Below are 16278 nucleotides of genomic sequence, written 5' to 3'. Positions count from 1 at the left end.
AGGGGGAGTTTGGGAATGGTGAAGGATCGTACTATTTTATTATGTGTGAGTGGTGGCATCGCCGCCTACAAGGCGTGTGCGCTCACATCGAAATTGGTTCAAGCCGGAGCGAATGTTCGCGTCGCGATGACGAAATCGGCGGAACAATTCGTAGGTCAGACGACCTTCCAGGCGCTCAGTCGCAACCCGGTCTATACGGACGTTTTCGAAGAGCATGACCCGACAAAGATTGCTCATATCGATGTCGTCGACTCGAGCGATTTGATTGTCGTGGCTCCGGCGACGGCAAATACGATCGCAAAATTGGCGAACGGGATTGCGGATGACTTCATTACGACGTCCGTTTTGGCTGCGAAATGCCCGGTCATCATCTCACCGGCGATGAATGTGAACATGCTCGAACATCCTGCCACTCAGCGGAACATCGAGACGTTAAAATCATACGGCTATCAGTTGATTGAACCCGGTGTCGGCAACTTGGCTTGCGGATGGATTGGCGGGGGACGTCTGCCTGAACCGGAAGACTTAGTTCGCATCATCGAAAGCCAATTCGTTCCGAAACTATATCTTGGAAAAGATGTCTTGATCACGGCTGGCCCGACTGTCGAACGCATCGACCCCGTCCGTTACTTATCCAATGATTCGTCAGGGAAAATGGGCGTCGCACTCGCTGAGGTGGCTCGGGACATGGGTGCCCGTGTCACGCTCGTCCACGGGCCGCTCCAAGTTCCTGTCCCGGAAGGCGTGACAGCGGTTCCCGTCAAGTCAAGTGAGGAGATGCTGCGCGAAGTGACAAGCCGTTTTGAGGATTCAGACCTCGTCGTGAAATCAGCGGCAGTTGCGGATTATCGTCCAAAAACGATTCATTCGAAAAAAAATAAAAAAGTCCACGGTCCACTTACGATTGAACTTGAAGAAACGACAGACATTTTAAAATCACTCGGTGAAAAGAAGACCCATCAAGTGTTGGTCGGATTTGCTGCTGAGACGGAACGACTCGAGGAGCACGCGGCAGCTAAAATGAAGCGAAAAAACGTCGATTACCTTGTGGCGAACGATGTGTCTGGCAGTGACGTCGGATTCGGGGCGGACGACAATGAAGTCGTCTTGTTCCAAGCTGACGGGACGTCACTTAGACTTCCGAAACAATCGAAGAAAGCGTTGGCGTTCGAGTTGCTCACACATTTTAAGGAAGCGGTCCAATGATTGCACATGTACATGTCGATGCACCGGTGATCACGATTGACCGTCCGTTTGATTATGAAGTACCTGAACAATTTGAAGCATTGATTGAACCGGGCATGCGCGTCTCCGTCCCATTCGGCTCACGACGTCTCCTCGGAATCGTTGTTGGTACGTCAGATGGGACGAGGGAAGGATTGAAACCGTTAGAAGCGCTGTTAGATGAGGAATCTTCACTCACTGACGAACTGCTCGCTTTATCCATCCATGTGAAAGAGACGACACTTTGCTTTCGTTCATCCGCCTTGCTTGCGATGCTTCCGGCCGCGCTCAAGGTCAGTTATGACAAAGAAATCAAAGAAGGACAAGTCCCTGATGGGGTCCGTCTCGGAACGCATTTATCGGAGTATCCGAAAGAAGTTCAGTCAGTCATTCTAGGACTCGCTAAAAAAGGGGAGCTGACCTTAGCACCCGTCTTAAAAGAAAAGAAGACCGTTAAGACAGACGTCGTCGTCGAACTCCTCGATGCGACAGTCGTCTCGAAACGTGCGAAAAAACAACTAGAAGCGGTCCGCCAACTTGAGGAGACCCCACGCATGTATTGGTCGGCACTTCGCCAAATTGGGCTGACTCGCCCACAACTGCAGAAACTTGCGGAACTCGGAGCGGTTCGATTGACCGAGGTCGAGTTGAATCGTGACCCGTACGCGACAATCGAGCAAGTCGAGGAATCGGTTCAATTGAACGACAGTCAAGCCAACGCGGTTCGGGCCATTCATGAGGCTGACGCGGGTGAGACGTTACTCGTCCACGGTGTGACGGGAAGCGGGAAGACCGAAGTCTATTTAGAATCAATCGGACAAGTCATCGATGAAGGGAAACAAGCCATCTTACTCGTTCCCGAAATCAGTTTGACTCCGATGATGGTCAAACGCTTCAAACGTCGTTTCGGCGATCGGGTCGCCGTGTTGCATAGCGCTCTGTCTAAAGGTGAGAAGTACGACGAGTGGCGTAAGATTAAACGAAATGAAGTCGACGTCGTCGTTGGTGCCCGTTCTGCAATCTTTGCCCCGCTCGACCGACTCGGTCTCATCATCTTAGATGAAGAGCACGAGACGACGTACAAGCAAGAGGAAAATCCTCGTTATCATGCGCGCGATGTTGCCATCTGGCGGTCCCGCTATCATGGGTGTCCCGTCGTGTTGGGCAGTGCGACCCCTTCACTTGAATCGTAAACTCGGGCACAAAAAGGCGTCTATCACTATTTGCATTTGAAAGAACGGTATGGTGGAGAGATGCCACCGGTCCACATTATCGATATGCGACGTGAATTGGCGAAAGGCAATACGACGATGTTCTCGGAAGAATTGTTCCAAGGGATTCTCGACCGGATCGAGAAAAAAGAGCAGTGCGTCATTTTATTGAACCGTCGTGGATTCACGACGTTCGTCATGTGCCGGGACTGCGGGGAAGGCATGACATGTCCGCATTGTGCCGTCAATTTGACATATCATCAATATGGAGATCGGTTGAAGTGTCACTACTGCGGTTATGAGGTCAGTATGCCGTCGACGTGTCCATCCTGCAATAGTAAGAAAATCAAACAGTTCGGGTCGGGCACACAAAAAATCGAGACGGAACTGTTGAACAGGATTCCAGAAGCGCGCATCATCCGAATGGACCAGGATACGACGTCTCGAAAAGGTTCACATGAGCAGTTGTTGCGTCGTTTCGAAGAAGGGGAGGCCGACATCTTACTTGGCACGCAGATGATTGCCAAGGGGCTCGATTTCCCAAACGTCACACTCGTCGGGGTACTCGCGGCGGATGCGACACTCGGGATGCCTGATTTTCGGGCGACCGAACGCACCTTCCAACTCGTCACCCAAGTGGCAGGAAGAGCCGGGCGCGGAAAACTTCCGGGTGAGGCGTTCGTTCAAACGTATAACCCGGACCATTATGTGATCGAGACTGCGAGTGAACATGATTATGAGACATTTTTTTTCAAAGAGATGGGACTCAGACAAGTCGGGAACCATCCGCCTTACTGGTTTTTGACGCTCGTCACGTTTTCGGCGGAAAATCCCCTTGTCGCCAAGGCAGAGGCAGAATTGTTCGCATCAGACTTTTTACAAGCGCACGTGGAGAACAGCCGCCTGAATGGACCGATGCCCGCGCCGTTATCGAAGTTGAAGAACGCCTATCGTTATCAAGTATTCATTAAAACAAAACAACCCGAAGCACTCTATGTGGAGCTGGCACGATTACAGCAAGCGAGAGCCAAAGCAATCAGCAAGAAAGAATATCAAATGAGTATCGATGTGAACCCATACGTATTCATGTGAGGTGGAGAGACATGTATAAAGTAGTAGAAGTACCTAATGACATTTTGCGCGTAACGTGCGAACCGGTGAAAAAGTTTGATAAAAAATTGCGTCAGACTGTCGACCGATTGTTTGATACGATGTATGAGTATGACGGAGTTGGTGTCGCGGCACCGCAAGTCAATTTGAACCAGCGGCTCGCGGTCGTCCATACCGATGATGAGACGGGACCGCTCGTCTTGATCAACCCGGAAATCATTGAAACATCCGGTCGAGAAGTTGGACTAGAGGGATGTTTGAGCATCCCAGGCGAATTCGGATTCGTGGAACGACACGAGTCGATCGTCGTCAAGAATCAAGATTTGAAAGGGCGGACACATACGATTCAAGCGAGCGGCTTTTTCGCTCGTGCGATTCAACATGAGATGGATCATTTGGATGGCGTCTTGTTCACAGACAAGCTCGCCGTCCCGAACCCTGGAAAAGACAAACGCATCGTCTTCATGGGGACGCCGACGTTCGCCGTATCGGTACTTGAGCGACTGCTTGAAGAAGGATACAATGTCGTAGGTGTCGTATCGCAACCGGATAAACCGGTCGGGCGAAAACGTGAACTTAAGCCGACTCCAGTAAAAGAGTGTGCGCTTCGTCACGGTATTCCCGTGTTGCAGCCTGAAAAAGTGCGCACAGACTATGCAGAAATTTTAGAGCTGAAGCCTGATTTGATTGTGACGGCGGCGTACGGACAAATCGTGCCGACCGCCTTACTAGAAGCCCCGCCTCACGGAGCCATCAACGTACATGCCTCCCTCCTTCCGAAATATCGCGGAGGTGCCCCGATCCATCAAGCCATTCTTGATGGGGAGTCGGAGACAGGTGTGACGATCATGTACATGGTCGACAAGTTAGATGCAGGGGACATGATTGCCAATACCATCGTACCTATTGAAGAGACGGATACAGTCGGGTCTTTATTTGATAAACTGGCTGTAGCAGGAAGCGATCTTCTCATCCGTACGCTTCCGGCCTTCTTGGAAGGGTGGATTGAGGCGGTGCCTCAAGACGAGCGAGACGTGACGTTTGCTCCGAACATCAGCCGTGAGCGTGAACAGATTGATTGGACGAAGCATGGCGAGTCCATCTACAACCATATTCGAGGAATGAATCCATTCCCGACGGCCTATTCAACGCTTGAAGGCGAACGAGTGAAATTGAAAATGGGAGAAAAAACGACAGGAACGGGACAGTCGGGAGAAGTCATTCGTCTGGAAGAAGACGGATTTGTCGTGGCGACAGGGAACGACGTAGCAATCAAAGTGACCGATTTGCAACCCGCAGGTAAGAAACGGATGGATGGTGCAACCTTCATGCGTGGCGCCGGACAAAAGCTACGGATTGGCGACCGATTAGGAGGAACTCATGAACGTACGTGAAGCAGCGCTTGATACGCTGATGAAAATTGAACAAGGCGGCGCGTATTCGACGATTGCCGTCAATGATACATTGAAACAAAAAAAAGTTGCCCCAAAAGATGTCGGTCTCTATACCGAACTCGTATATGGGACGCTCAGTCGCAAAGGGACGCTCGATTATATTTTGAAAGACCGCATCCGTTCGCCGAAGAAGCTAGACAAGTTTGTCCTCCCGCTTCTTCGGATGAGCGTTTATCAACTCTTCTATCTTGATAAAGTACCCGACCGGGCCGTCCTACACGAGGCGGTAGAAATCAAGAAAAAACGAGGTCATCACCTCGGAACGAGCAAATTCGTAAACGGGGTGTTACGAAATGTGCTTCGGGAAGGGTTTCCGGACTTTAGTGGCTTGACCGATGCAGAACGAATCGCCATCGAGCACAGTCATCCGGAATGGCTCGTATCAGATTGGATTGAGTTATATGGTGTGGAAACGGCAGAAGCGATTTGCCGATTAAACAATGAACCTGCTCCTGTTACGATTCGGGTCAACCGAAAGCGTATTTCAGTGGATGAGATGATGAACCGGTTGGCTGACGCTGGCGTCATGACGTCACGTTCTGAACTATCTGCTGATGGACTTGTCGTAGAGTCTGGCAATGTTCATGCGACCCCGTTTATCGAGGAAGGTCTTCTATCGATTCAAGATGAGAGCTCCATGATTGTCGCGGATGCACTCAACGTGTCGAAAGACGATGTCATCCTAGACGCATGTGCCGCGCCAGGCGGCAAGGCGATGCATACGGCAGAGCGAATGCAAGGTGGATCGCTCACCGCGCTTGACCTTCATCCACATAAAGCAAAATTGATTGATCAACAAGCCAAACGTCTACACATCAATGGAGTGACCGCACTTGCCCTTGATGCTCGTTTAGCAGGTGAACGGTTTGAAGAAGAAAGTTTTGACCGGATTCTTTTAGATGTCCCTTGTTCGGGCCTTGGCGTCATTCGTCGAAAGCCGGATATTAAATGGACGAAGGACAAAGCTCAACTCGAAAACTTACCAAAGATACAAAGACAAATCATTGATGCCGTATTGCCACTGCTCAAACCAGGTGGTACGCTAGTTTACTCGACATGTACAATCGACCCGTCTGAAAATGAGACGCAGGCTGACTATATTCTGTTGAAAGGGTTGATGTGGGACGAAACGCTCAAAGGTCGTCTCCCACAATCTGTTCGTCCGATGATGGAATCGGACCGTGCTGAACTAAAATTATTACCGACGACATTCGGGACCGACGGCTTCTATATCGCCGCATTTAAGAAAGAGGTATAAAACATGAATCCAAAAGCAGTAGAAAAGAATCCACTCGTAGGCGCAAAACCGTCACTCTATTCGTTGACGTTTCCAGAACTTGAGGCATGGGTGATCGAGGCAGGAGAAAAGGCATTCCGTGCGAAACAATTATATGATTGGATGTATGTCAAACGGGTCACGACTTTTGATGATATGACCAACGTTCCGAAAGCGCTTCGCGACAAATTAGAGGCATCGTTCCAATTGACGACGTTAAAAGAATTGGTCAAGCAGGAATCCCAAGACGGCACAATCAAGTTCTTGTTTGAACTTCAGGACGGGTACTCAATTGAAACGGTACTCATGCGTCACGAATACGGAAACTCGATTTGTGTCACGACACAAGTCGGTTGCCGGATCGGATGTACGTTCTGTGCCTCGACACTCGGCGGCTTGAAACGAAACTTAGAAGCCGGGGAAATCACAGCTCAAGTGCTCGACGTACAACGTGCATTAGACGCGACAGGAGAGCGCGTCGACTCTATCGTCGTCATGGGAATCGGCGAACCGTTCGATAACTACGATGAGTTAATGCGTTTCTTACGTACTGTCAACCATGACAATGGACTCAACATCGGAGCACGACACATCACGGTATCGACGAGTGGGATTGTTCCGAAGATTTACAAGTTTGCCGATGAAGGTATGCGAATCAACTTCGCCATTTCACTTCACGCACCGACGACGGAATTGCGTACCAAGCTCATGCCGATCAACCGTGCCTTTGACTTGGACAAGTTGATGGATGCGGTCCGTTATTACACAGAGAAGAGCGGACGTCGCATCACGTTTGAATATGGACTCTTTGGTGGTGTCAACGATACGGAAGAATATGCCCATCTCTTGGCAGACCTGTTAAAAGGAATCAAATGTCACGTCAACTTGATTCCCGTCAACCATGTACTCGAACGTGACTATGTACGGACACCGCGAGCTCAAATATTTGCCTTCGAAAAAGTGCTCAAAGACCGCAATGTGAATGTGACAATCCGTCGCGAGCAAGGGTCGGACATCGATGCCGCTTGTGGACAGCTTCGAGCGAAGGAGCGCGAACAAGAAACGAGGTAATCAGAAAGATGGAATTAGCATTTCGAACAGATCGTGGACAAGTACGCACACAAAATGAAGATGCAGTTTTAATCTTAGGTGATGCCATAACCGGGATTGCCCTGGTTGCAGACGGAATGGGTGGGCATGCAGCGGGAGAGGTTGCGAGTCAAATCGTGATTGAAGAATTTAGACGGGCGTTCCCGTCTCTCCCGACAACCCCTGTCGAAATCGAACGATGGTTCCGCCACCACATCGATTTGGCGAACGATCAAGTGTTGCAATTTGCGAAGCAGTCCAATCTTGTCATGATGGGAACGACTGTGGCAGCTGTTTGTTGGAATGAAGAGACGGTGGTCATCGTCCATATCGGAGATAGTCGCGTCTATGCGCTCCAGGCGAATGAGTTAAGACGTCTTACGGAGGACCATTCTTACGTCAATGTGCTCAAACAACTCGGTGAATTGACGGAAGAAGAGATGCGGGTTCATCCGAAACGAAATGTCATCACCCGGGCAATCGGTTCAAGCGAACAAGTCGAACCTGACGTGCAAGTGCTCGCTGACCCTGAGTTTGATGTGATTTTAATTTGTACGGATGGATTGACGACACACATGACCGATGTGGCGATTCAACACGTATTACAACAAACGGCATCCGCCGAACAAAAAGCGGAGCAACTCATTGCAGAAGCCAATCAATTGGGAGGGAGCGACAATATCACGGTCGCCCTCGTTCAATTCACAGATAGAAAGAGAGGATGAATCCGATGCGAAGCGGAGAACGAATCAACGATCGTTATCGGATCGAACAACAAATCGGCAGCGGAGGCATGGCAAATGTCTACCGGGCTCATGACGAGATCTTAAACCGAACCGTCGCCATCAAGGTGTTGCGATCTGAATTCTCACATAACGAACAATTTATACGTCGGTTCGAGCGAGAAGCCCATGCGGCTACGAGTCTGAACCATCCAAACATCGTGGCGATCTATGACGTCGGCGATGAAGAAGATTTGTACTATATCGTCATGGAACACGTCGATGGGGTGACGTTAAAACAATACTTGCAAGAGGAATACATATCTGTCGATGAAGCGCTACGCATCATGGGACAGATTTGTGATGCGATTGACCATGCCCATGCGAATCGAATCATTCACCGTGATATCAAGCCGCAGAACATGATGATTGATCAGCACGGTAACGTGAAGGTGACTGATTTTGGGATTGCCGTGGCGATGTCGAATGCGACGTTGACGCATACGATGTCTGTGCTGGGCTCGGTCCATTATTTCTCACCTGAGCAAGCACGCGGTAAATTTGCTGATGAAAAGTCAGATATTTATTCGCTCGGTGCCGTACTGTACGAATTGTTGACAGGTCGTGTCCCGTTCATTGGCGAGACACCGGTCGCCGTTGCGCTTCAACATTTGCAAGATGACCCGATTCGACCGATGGACTTGAATCCGAATATTCCACAGGCACTCGAAAACTGCGTCATGCAAGCATTGTCGAAGTCACCAGGTGCCCGTCATGTTTCGGTCGCAGCCTTTAAGAAAGACTGCATGACGGCATTAAGCCGTGAACGCGCCAATGAGCCGAGACGTGTTCCGGCCAGTCAGGATGAGTTCGATCAAACGCTCGTCATGGCTCCGGTCATGCCTGAAGAAAAACCAGAGACACCGGTTCAGACCCCGGTCACAGCGTCTAGCGAGCAAGAACCTGAAGCGGTGACTCCGGTCAAAAAGAAGAAACGCAAATGGTGGATTTGGATTTTACTCGTGTTGCTCCTGATTGGGGGGAGCATTGCGGCATACGTGGTCGCCGATGAAATGTCACGAGCCGTCGTTCCGGATGTCGTTGGAATGAGTATCGGAGATGCCACGTCTGAACTTGAGAATGCCGATTTCGTCGTCGAAGTGACGGAGCGGGCGAGCGATGACGTCGAAGAAGGCGAGGTCATTTCGCAAAACCCACAAGAAGGGCGTAAACCAAAACGAGGCACGACGGTGACCATCGTCGTTTCGGCCGGGAAAGAAACCGTCGAAATGCCAAATGTGGAAGGATTGTCCCAAACAGCAGCTGAACGCATGTTAAAAGATTTGGCGTTCAGTGACCTTGAAATCAAAACAGAAGCTTCGGAAACAGTCGCTAGCGGAGATGTGATTTCGCAATCGCTCGACCCAGGCGAGGAGGTCGTTCCTTCAGAAGTGACGGTGACGCTCGTCGTGTCGACAGGAAGCAACAAAGTCGAACTGTCGAATCTCGCGGGATATACGTTTGACGAGGCATCGACTTATGCCGATCAAAACAAGTTAAAAATCGTGAGACGGGATGAGTTTTCGACAAGTGTTCCTAAAGGTCAAATCATCCGTCAACTTCCAACGGCGGGTACGGCAGTCGATCCGGGAACGGAACTTACGGTCATCGTATCGGAAGGGGTTGAACCGACGGACGTCTCCATCGAACGTGAAGTGAGCGTCGAAGTCGAGCAACCGGAAAAAGACAAGAAACCGAAAGCCGTGGAGGTCGTGATTCGTACGGTCGATGCGCGTGGTGAAATTGAAGTGTTACGGGATAAAATCACAGAGACGACAACATACTCGTATACGCTCGTCATTGCTCCGGACGAAGTCGGGACCGCAACGATTGAAGTCGATGGTGAGATCGTCCGAACGGATTCAGTCACATATGCACAGGCCAAAGAGGCACAATAAAGAGGTGACGGTGTCGTCACCTCTTTTTTAAGGGAGGTAGTCATATTGAAAGGAACGATTATTCGTTTACAAGGCGGGTTTTATGATGTGATGACCGAGTCGAATCAAGAGATTCGGTGTCGGGCGAGAGGGAATTTTCGGAAACGAAACATCTCACCTGTCGTCGGCGATGACGTTGTCATTCAAGATCAAGAAGATGGGACAGGCTATATTTTAGAGGTGGAGGAACGTCAAAACCATCTCGTCCGCCCACCAATCGCCAACATCGATCAGGCATTTCTACTTTTTTCTGTGAAAGAACCGGCGTTTTCTTATCATTTGCTTGACCGATTCCTCGTATTGATCGAATCCAAACAGATTCATCCAATCATCGTGTTAACGAAGATGGACCTACTCAGTGAAGAAGAGACCGGACCGATTCAAGAAGCGGTCGCCCGCTATCGTGCCATCGGATATGACGTGATTGAAACGTCGACGGAGCTTTCGGATGGGGTCGATCAAGTACGGGGACTCTTCAAAGAGAAGACGAGCGTGTTTGCCGGTCAAACAGGTGTCGGGAAGAGTTCGCTTTTAAACGCAGTCGCGCCTGAACTCGAATTGGCCACAGGGAAAATTTCCAAATCACTCGGTCGTGGGAAACATACGACGCGTCACGTCACGCTCATTCAATTGGCCGACGGGCTTGTGGCGGATACGCCAGGATTTTCTAGTCTCGAGTTTCCTCAAGAACTCGAGGCGGATGAACTAAGATGGTGCTTCCCAGAATTTGTGGAACGTCACGACGATTGCAAGTTCCGGGGATGCGTCCATATCAATGAACCGGGCTGTGCCATTAAACAAGCCTTAGAAGATGGCAAAATTGCTTCAACTCGTTATGAGAATTATGTTACCTTTATGGAGGAGTTAAACGATCGTAAACGGAGGTATTGACAGATGATTAAAATCGCACCATCAATTTTAGCAGCCGACTTTGCCAATTTGGAGGCTGAAGTGAAAGCCGTTCAAGATGCGGGGGCGGATTATATCCATTTTGACGTGATGGATGGGCAGTTCGTGCCGAACATCTCGATTGGACTACCAGTCCTCGCAAAATTGCGCAAAAAATCAGACATGGTTCTCGATGTGCATTTGATGATTGATCAACCGGAACGCTATGTCGAAGATTTCGTCAAGGCGGGGGCAGACATTGTGACTGTTCACGTGGAAGCAACGAACCATTTACATCGAGTCTTGCAGCAAATCAAAGCGGCAGGGGCGAAATGTGGGGTCGTCTTGAACCCGCACACACCGCTCTCTACGATTGAACATATCCTTCAAGATGTCGATATGGTATTGCTCATGACCGTCAATCCAGGGTTTGGTGGACAAGCGTTCATTGAATCCGTCGTACCGAAAATCTCGGCGCTCAGTCAGCTTCGCAAAGACCGTCAGCTCGATTTTGAAATTGAGATTGATGGTGGTGTCAACGAAGAGACGGCGAAACGTTGCATTGATGCAGGGGCAGATGTCCTAGTTGCCGGTTCGGCCATTTACAATCAACCGGATTATAAAGCAGCCATCGATAGCATTCGTGGCGCATCTCGTGTATAATCGACGGTAGAACAACAAGATAGAGTCGCAAGGGGTGTCACATGATGTGGCTGAGAGGCATACGCTAACCCTTTGAACCTGTTCCGTTCACACGGACGTAGGGATGTGGCGAAAATGCACGTTGCGAATCCAAGCAGCATGGCGTTTACGTCATGCTGCTTTTTGTCGTTCACACAATAAAGGAGGAAGAAAGATGAAATCACGTTTTAAATTACAAGCACTCATCGAAATTTCATTGTTCGCAGCGCTTGGGCTAGTTTTTGATTTACTCATCCCATATCGTTTGCCACAAGGGGGATCAATCAGTCTGGCGATGCTCCCGATCTTTGTGATGGCGTTTCGTCACGGATTGAAAGGGGGACTTGCGACTGGTGCGCTCGTCGGGACGCTTCAACTCTTGTTCGGAGCCTATATCTTTACGCCAGTTCAGTTCTTGCTCGATTATACGGTTGCGTACGGACTTGTCGGCGTGGCCGGTGTCTTTGCCGGACGTGTGAAACAGACCGCTGGTCAAGGCGCGACGAAGACGCTCGCTACCTATTTGGTGCTCGGCGCATTGATCGGGTCGGCGTTGCGTTATGCGGCTCACGTCATCTCAGGGATTGTCTTTTTCGCTGAGTATGCGGAGGGTCCGGTCGTGGCTTATTCACTTGGCTATAACGCAACTTATATGGTTCCGTCGTTTGTCATCTCAGCCATCGTATTAGTCTTACTCTTCACGACAGCTCCGCGATTCACGCGTGTCGCGACACGGGACATTCGTCAATGAACATCTTGATCGTCGCGGCGAGTCCGGAACCTATTCCGGACTTACCGCGTGATGCCGATTTTGTCATCGGTGTCGATGGCGGATATCAGAGATTATTAGATGAAGGGATTGATGTCGACGTCGTGGTCGGGGACTTTGATTCGTTTGTCGGAACACCTCCTGAGGAAGCGCTACGTTATCCATCTGAAAAGGATGTGACCGACCTCGAGATTGCGCTTCAGTTGGCAATCGATCAAGGGGCGACCCAGATGGACGTGTACGGGGCACTCGGTGGTCGAGTTGATATGACGTTCGCGAACGTCGGTCTACTCGAATCGTATCCGGGGATGGTTCTTCATGGGACGGGTCAAACGATTTTTTTCGCTCGGCCAGGAAGTTATGAGATTAAAAAACTAGATGAACATTACTTGTCTTTCATGCCTTGGAAAACCGCTACGATTTCAATTGATGGGGTCAAATATCCACTCGAGCGTCATCCGGTCCATAGCGCGCAAGCGTTGACCATTTCAAATGAATGGAGCGAAGAGCTTGCCTTGTTGACGGTTCATGAAGGAATGGCCCTCGTTATGCTCGTCAAAAAATAAACAAAAAAAAATCCCATCGGCGAATGCCGCTGGGATTTATTCGTTCGTGTATAAGTATTATACGCGTTCAACGAGACCTGATTTAAGTGCGCGAGCTGAAACCCAAACGCGTTTCGGTTTACCGTCAACGAGAATACGAACTTTTTGTACGTTTACACCCCAAGTACGTTTTGTCTTGTTGAGTGCGTGCGAACGGTTGTTACCTGATTTAGGTGATTTACCTGTTACGTAGCATTTACGTGCCATGCGTTTCCCCTCCTTTTTTATGTGGGTTCGTCCTAATAGACACTCGTTTATATTAGCACGGCTTTTTTCCCGATGCAACTAGAAAATCATACAATGACAAGAAAAAAACTTGACATTACTCTCAAGGATTTGAATAATGAATGAGGTTATCGCGTTAATTGACCGAGATTCTGGAGCAGGTTCTTTTAATAACTAGGTACTTATTGTAGAATGTACATTAGGAATCATTCCGAATAAAGGAGGCTACTCCATATGGCAATTGAAATGAAGACAACATATGGCAATATTGACATCACAAGTGACGTCATCGCGACACTCGCAGGTGGTGCGGCGATGGAATGCTTCGGTGTGGTCGGCATGGCTTCACAGGCACAATTGAAAGACGGCATTGCTGAATTGTTAAAACGTGAAAATTACGCGCGTGGTGTCGTCGTACGTCAAGAGGATGAGGACGTACATATCGACATGCACATCATTGTAAGCTACGGGACGAAAGTATCTGAAGTCGCATACAACGTGCAAAGCCGAGTGAAATATACGCTCGGAGAAACTTTAGGATTAAACGTTTCGTCGGTAAATATATTCGTTCAAGGCGTTCGTCTGACGAATGACTGACGAAAACGGAGGAGGATTTGGTGTGGGTTTAAATCGTTTAGATGGCGTGGCGCTCTCAAACATGATCGCAAACGGAGCGGCCAACTTGAGCCAAAACGCAGATTATGTAGATTCGCTTAACGTCTTCCCGGTTCCAGACGGAGACACGGGAACGAACATGAACTTGACGATGACGTCAGGTGCGAAAGAAGTAGCAGCCATGAACTCATCTGATATCGCAGAGGTATCATCAAAGTTCGCTCGTGGACTCCTGATGGGAGCACGTGGAAACTCAGGCGTTATTTTAAGCCAATTGTTCCGCGGCTTCGGGAAAGCCGTTGAAGGTAAGACGGAACTCACGACAGTTGATTTTGCAGAAGCGCTCAAACGCGGTGTCGACACGGCATACAAGGCGGTTATGAAACCGGTTGAAGGAACGATTTTAACGGTTGCTCGTGAAGCGGCTGATGAAGCGCTCCTTGCGTCTGAGTCGACAAGTGATTTCACAGAGTTCATGAAACGTGTCATCGTCGAAGCAAAAGCTTCGTTAGACCGTACACCGGACTTGTTACCGGTGTTAAAAGAAGTCGGGGTCGTCGACTCAGGTGGTCAAGGACTTCTCGTCATTTACGAAGGATTCCTTGCGAGTCTTGAAGGAAAAGAACTCGAAAAACCACATACTCCGGTGATGGATGCATTGATTGAAGCAGAACACCATGCGCATGCGGCGCAAGGATTCATGTCAACAGAAGATATCGAATTCGGTTACTGTACGGAAATCATGGTCCGTTTCCAAGAGGACAAGTTGAAAGATGCACCGTTCAACGAAGATGCATTCCGAAACGAGTTGTCTGAACTCGGGGACTCTCTTCTTGTCGTCGCGGACGAGGAGCTCTTGAAAGTCCACGTTCACGTCGAGACGCCAGGTGAGGTCATCACGAAAGGTCAGCGCTTCGGTGAACTTGTCGCAGTCAAAATTGAGAACATGCGTCAACAACACTCGACGATTCTTGAAGAAGAACACGGTGCCAACCAACACGGTGTTCAACAAGCGGAGAAGCCGAAAGCACCATTTGCCATCGTAACGGTCGCAATGGGTGAAGGCGTCAGCGAACTGTTCCGTTCACTCGGGGCGGCCCACGTCATCGAAGGTGGTCAGACGATGAACCCGTCGACGGAAGATATCGTCAAGGCGATTGAATCGGCACATGCGGAACACGTCTTCATCTTCCCGAACAACTCCAACATCATCATGGCGGCTGAACAAGCGGCGTCTGTCGCACCGTGCGGCGTGTCGGTCATTCCGACGAAGACCGTCCCACAAGGTCTTGCGGCAGCCATCGCATTCAATCCTGAAGCGGATGTCGAGATGAATGAACAAGCGATGAAAGCGGCAGCGGCGACAGTGAAGTCCGGTCAAGTAACGTACGCTGTTCGTGATACGAGCATCGATGGAATAGAAATCAAAAAAGATGAGCACATGGCGATTGCTGAGAAGAAAATCGTTTCTTCGTCTCCATCGAGCTTAGAAGCGGCTAAACGATTAGTCGATGCGCTCATCGACGCAGACGACGAAATCGTCACGATCTTAACAGGAGAAGGCTCTTCTGCATCGGACGTAGAAGCGTTGACGTCATATATCGAATCGGTGAACGACGAGATTGAAATTGAAGTTCACGACGGTAAACAACCGCTTTACTCTTATATTTTTAGTGTGGAATAAGCTGTTTCGAATCCCTACCTTCTGTATAATGAAGGTAGGGATTTTTGAAAGGGGGAAAAATTGATGAAATATCGTAGTGTGTTTGACATTATTGGCCCGGTCATGGTCGGACCGTCGAGTTCGCATACAGCAGGTGCTGCCCGCATCGGCTTGATGGCTGGTAAGTTGTTCGGGAGAACGCCGCGTACCGCGCACATCACATTTTATGGGTCGTTTGCTGACACGTATCGGGGACACGGTACGGATGTGGCCATCGTCGGTGGAATCATGGGATTCGATACATTCGATCTGAGAATCCCACAAGCGTTAGAAATCGCCCGTGAAAAAGGGATCGAGGTCATTTTTGAGACGAGTGATCTGTTGACGGATCACCCGAATACGGCCCGGGTCTTACTCGAAGATGAATTGGGCACATTTGAGATTGTCGGGATCTCAATCGGCGGGGGAACGATTGAAATTACCGAACTGAACGGATTCCCGTTGAAACTGACAGGTGGGGGGCCTGCACTCGTCGTCTTGCACCATGATCGATTCGGAGCCATCGCGGCTGTGACCGGTGTGTTGGCGAATCACCAATTAAACATTGGTCATATGGAAGTGAGCCGCCATGAAAAAGGGATGCAGGCGTTGATGGCGATTGAGATTGATGAGACCATTCCTGCGGAAGTGTTAGCAGAGCTGGAACGGTTACCGCAAATCGAACGGATAGCTATTTTTGGGGAATGAGG

The 16278-nt window shown here is 49.6% G+C and carries 14 protein-coding genes, 1 pseudogene and 1 riboswitch; of the genes and pseudogenes, 14 read left to right on the top strand and 1 reads right to left on the bottom strand.

Features of this window, described 5'->3' with window-relative positions; all coding sequences use genetic code 11:
• Positions 1-15: 15 nt before the first annotated feature.
• The 11 genes and pseudogenes from coaBC (at position 16) to BBB58_RS11265 (ending at position 12987) form a co-directional block, all read left to right on the top strand.
• Positions 16-1206, top strand: coding sequence for a bifunctional phosphopantothenoylcysteine decarboxylase/phosphopantothenate--cysteine ligase CoaBC (gene coaBC, locus BBB58_RS11315; protein ID WP_074037294.1), 1191 nt, complete (start codon positions 16-18; stop codon positions 1204-1206).
• Positions 1203-3527, top strand: a pseudogene (priA, locus tag BBB58_RS11310) (primosomal protein N'). The gene coaBC and the pseudogene priA overlap by 4 nt, the downstream one beginning before the upstream one ends.
• 11 nt (positions 3528-3538) lie before the next feature.
• Positions 3539-4939: a methionyl-tRNA formyltransferase gene (fmt, locus tag BBB58_RS11305; protein WP_074037293.1), complete on the top strand. Its 1401-nt coding sequence runs from the start codon at positions 3539-3541 to the stop codon at positions 4937-4939.
• Positions 4926-6257: a 16S rRNA (cytosine(967)-C(5))-methyltransferase RsmB gene (gene rsmB / locus BBB58_RS11300; protein WP_074037292.1), complete on the top strand. Its 1332-nt coding sequence runs from the start codon at positions 4926-4928 to the stop codon at positions 6255-6257. The genes fmt and rsmB overlap by 14 nt, the downstream gene beginning before the upstream one ends.
• A gap of 3 nt (positions 6258-6260) precedes the next feature.
• Positions 6261-7346 (top strand): dual-specificity RNA methyltransferase RlmN, encoded by a 1086-nt coding sequence (gene rlmN / locus BBB58_RS11295; protein ID WP_015881342.1) that lies wholly within the window; start codon positions 6261-6263, stop codon positions 7344-7346.
• A gap of 8 nt (positions 7347-7354) precedes the next feature.
• On the top strand, positions 7355-8089 hold the full coding sequence (locus tag BBB58_RS11290; RefSeq protein ID WP_074037291.1) for a Stp1/IreP family PP2C-type Ser/Thr phosphatase: 735 nt from the start codon (positions 7355-7357) through the stop codon (positions 8087-8089).
• A 5-nt stretch (positions 8090-8094) separates the two neighbouring features.
• Positions 8095-10044 (top strand): Stk1 family PASTA domain-containing Ser/Thr kinase, encoded by a 1950-nt coding sequence (gene pknB / locus BBB58_RS11285; RefSeq protein WP_074037289.1) that lies wholly within the window; start codon positions 8095-8097, stop codon positions 10042-10044.
• A gap of 42 nt (positions 10045-10086) precedes the next feature.
• A complete protein-coding gene (rsgA, locus tag BBB58_RS11280) occupies positions 10087-10974 on the top strand; it encodes a ribosome small subunit-dependent GTPase A (RefSeq protein ID WP_074037288.1) in 888 nt (295 codons plus the stop codon).
• Positions 10975-10977: 3 nt separating this feature from the next.
• Positions 10978-11634 carry a ribulose-phosphate 3-epimerase gene (rpe, locus tag BBB58_RS11275; RefSeq protein WP_074037287.1) on the top strand — a complete coding sequence of 219 codons (657 nt, stop codon included), beginning with the start codon at positions 10978-10980 and terminating at the stop codon, positions 11632-11634.
• 20 nt (positions 11635-11654) lie between these two features.
• Positions 11655-11755: riboswitch (TPP riboswitch) on the top strand.
• A 72-nt stretch (positions 11756-11827) separates the two neighbouring features.
• Entirely contained in the window at positions 11828-12403 is a 576-nt protein-coding gene (gene thiT / locus BBB58_RS11270) for an energy-coupled thiamine transporter ThiT (protein WP_074037286.1), read from the top strand.
• Positions 12400-12987 (top strand): thiamine diphosphokinase, encoded by a 588-nt coding sequence (locus BBB58_RS11265; protein WP_074037285.1) that lies wholly within the window; start codon positions 12400-12402, stop codon positions 12985-12987. Before thiT ends, BBB58_RS11265 begins: the two co-directional genes overlap by 4 nt.
• 57 nt (positions 12988-13044) lie before the next feature.
• Here BBB58_RS11265 and rpmB read toward each other — a convergent pair whose 3' ends face one another.
• Positions 13045-13233, bottom strand: a complete 189-nt coding sequence (rpmB, locus tag BBB58_RS11260) for a 50S ribosomal protein L28 (RefSeq protein ID WP_015881349.1) — start codon at positions 13231-13233, stop codon at positions 13045-13047.
• A 252-nt stretch (positions 13234-13485) separates the two neighbouring features.
• Between rpmB and BBB58_RS11255 the strand changes: the two genes are divergently transcribed.
• The 3 genes from BBB58_RS11255 to sdaAB all read left to right on the top strand — a co-directional run bounded on the left by BBB58_RS11255 (position 13486) and on the right by sdaAB (position 16276).
• The gene (locus BBB58_RS11255; protein ID WP_015881350.1) at positions 13486-13848 is read left to right on the top strand and encodes an Asp23/Gls24 family envelope stress response protein; all 363 of its coding nucleotides are present in this window, start codon (positions 13486-13488) and stop codon (positions 13846-13848) included.
• Between the two features lie 22 nt (positions 13849-13870).
• The gene (locus tag BBB58_RS11250; protein ID WP_208606713.1) at positions 13871-15550 is read left to right on the top strand and encodes a DAK2 domain-containing protein; all 1680 of its coding nucleotides are present in this window, start codon (positions 13871-13873) and stop codon (positions 15548-15550) included.
• Between the two features lie 63 nt (positions 15551-15613).
• On the top strand, positions 15614-16276 hold the full coding sequence (gene sdaAB / locus BBB58_RS11245; RefSeq protein WP_074037282.1) for an L-serine ammonia-lyase, iron-sulfur-dependent subunit beta: 663 nt from the start codon (positions 15614-15616) through the stop codon (positions 16274-16276).
• Positions 16277-16278: the final 2 nt, after the last annotated feature.

The sequence above is a fragment of the Exiguobacterium profundum genome (genome assembly GCF_001909285.1).
In the GTDB taxonomy this organism is placed as follows: domain Bacteria; phylum Bacillota; class Bacilli; order Exiguobacteriales; family Exiguobacteriaceae; genus Exiguobacterium; species Exiguobacterium profundum.
Note: the sequence above shows the minus strand (reverse complement) of the source record. Positions and strands in the feature narration are given on the sequence as shown.

Bases quoted from the DNA above. Each gene is read 5' to 3' on its own strand.
- BBB58_RS11265 (WP_074037285.1), top strand. From the start codon at position 12,400: ATGAACATCTTGATCGTCGCGGCGAGTCCGGAACCTATTCCGGACTTA.
- sdaAB (WP_074037282.1), top strand. From the start codon at position 15,614: ATGAAATATCGTAGTGTGTTTGACATTATTGGCCCGGTCATGGTCGGA.
- fmt (WP_074037293.1), top strand. From the start codon at position 3,539: ATGTATAAAGTAGTAGAAGTACCTAATGACATTTTGCGCGTAACGTGC.
- rpmB (WP_015881349.1), bottom strand. From the start codon at position 13,233: ATGGCACGTAAATGCTACGTAACAGGTAAATCACCTAAATCAGGTAAC.
- BBB58_RS11290 (WP_074037291.1), top strand. From the start codon at position 7,355: ATGGAATTAGCATTTCGAACAGATCGTGGACAAGTACGCACACAAAAT.
- pknB (WP_074037289.1), top strand. From the start codon at position 8,095: ATGCGAAGCGGAGAACGAATCAACGATCGTTATCGGATCGAACAACAA.
- rlmN (WP_015881342.1), top strand. From the start codon at position 6,261: ATGAATCCAAAAGCAGTAGAAAAGAATCCACTCGTAGGCGCAAAACCG.
- rpe (WP_074037287.1), top strand. From the start codon at position 10,978: ATGATTAAAATCGCACCATCAATTTTAGCAGCCGACTTTGCCAATTTG.
- coaBC (WP_074037294.1), top strand. From the start codon at position 16: ATGGTGAAGGATCGTACTATTTTATTATGTGTGAGTGGTGGCATCGCC.
- rsmB (WP_074037292.1), top strand. From the start codon at position 4,926: ATGAACGTACGTGAAGCAGCGCTTGATACGCTGATGAAAATTGAACAA.
- thiT (WP_074037286.1), top strand. From the start codon at position 11,828: ATGAAATCACGTTTTAAATTACAAGCACTCATCGAAATTTCATTGTTC.
- BBB58_RS11255 (WP_015881350.1), top strand. From the start codon at position 13,486: ATGGCAATTGAAATGAAGACAACATATGGCAATATTGACATCACAAGT.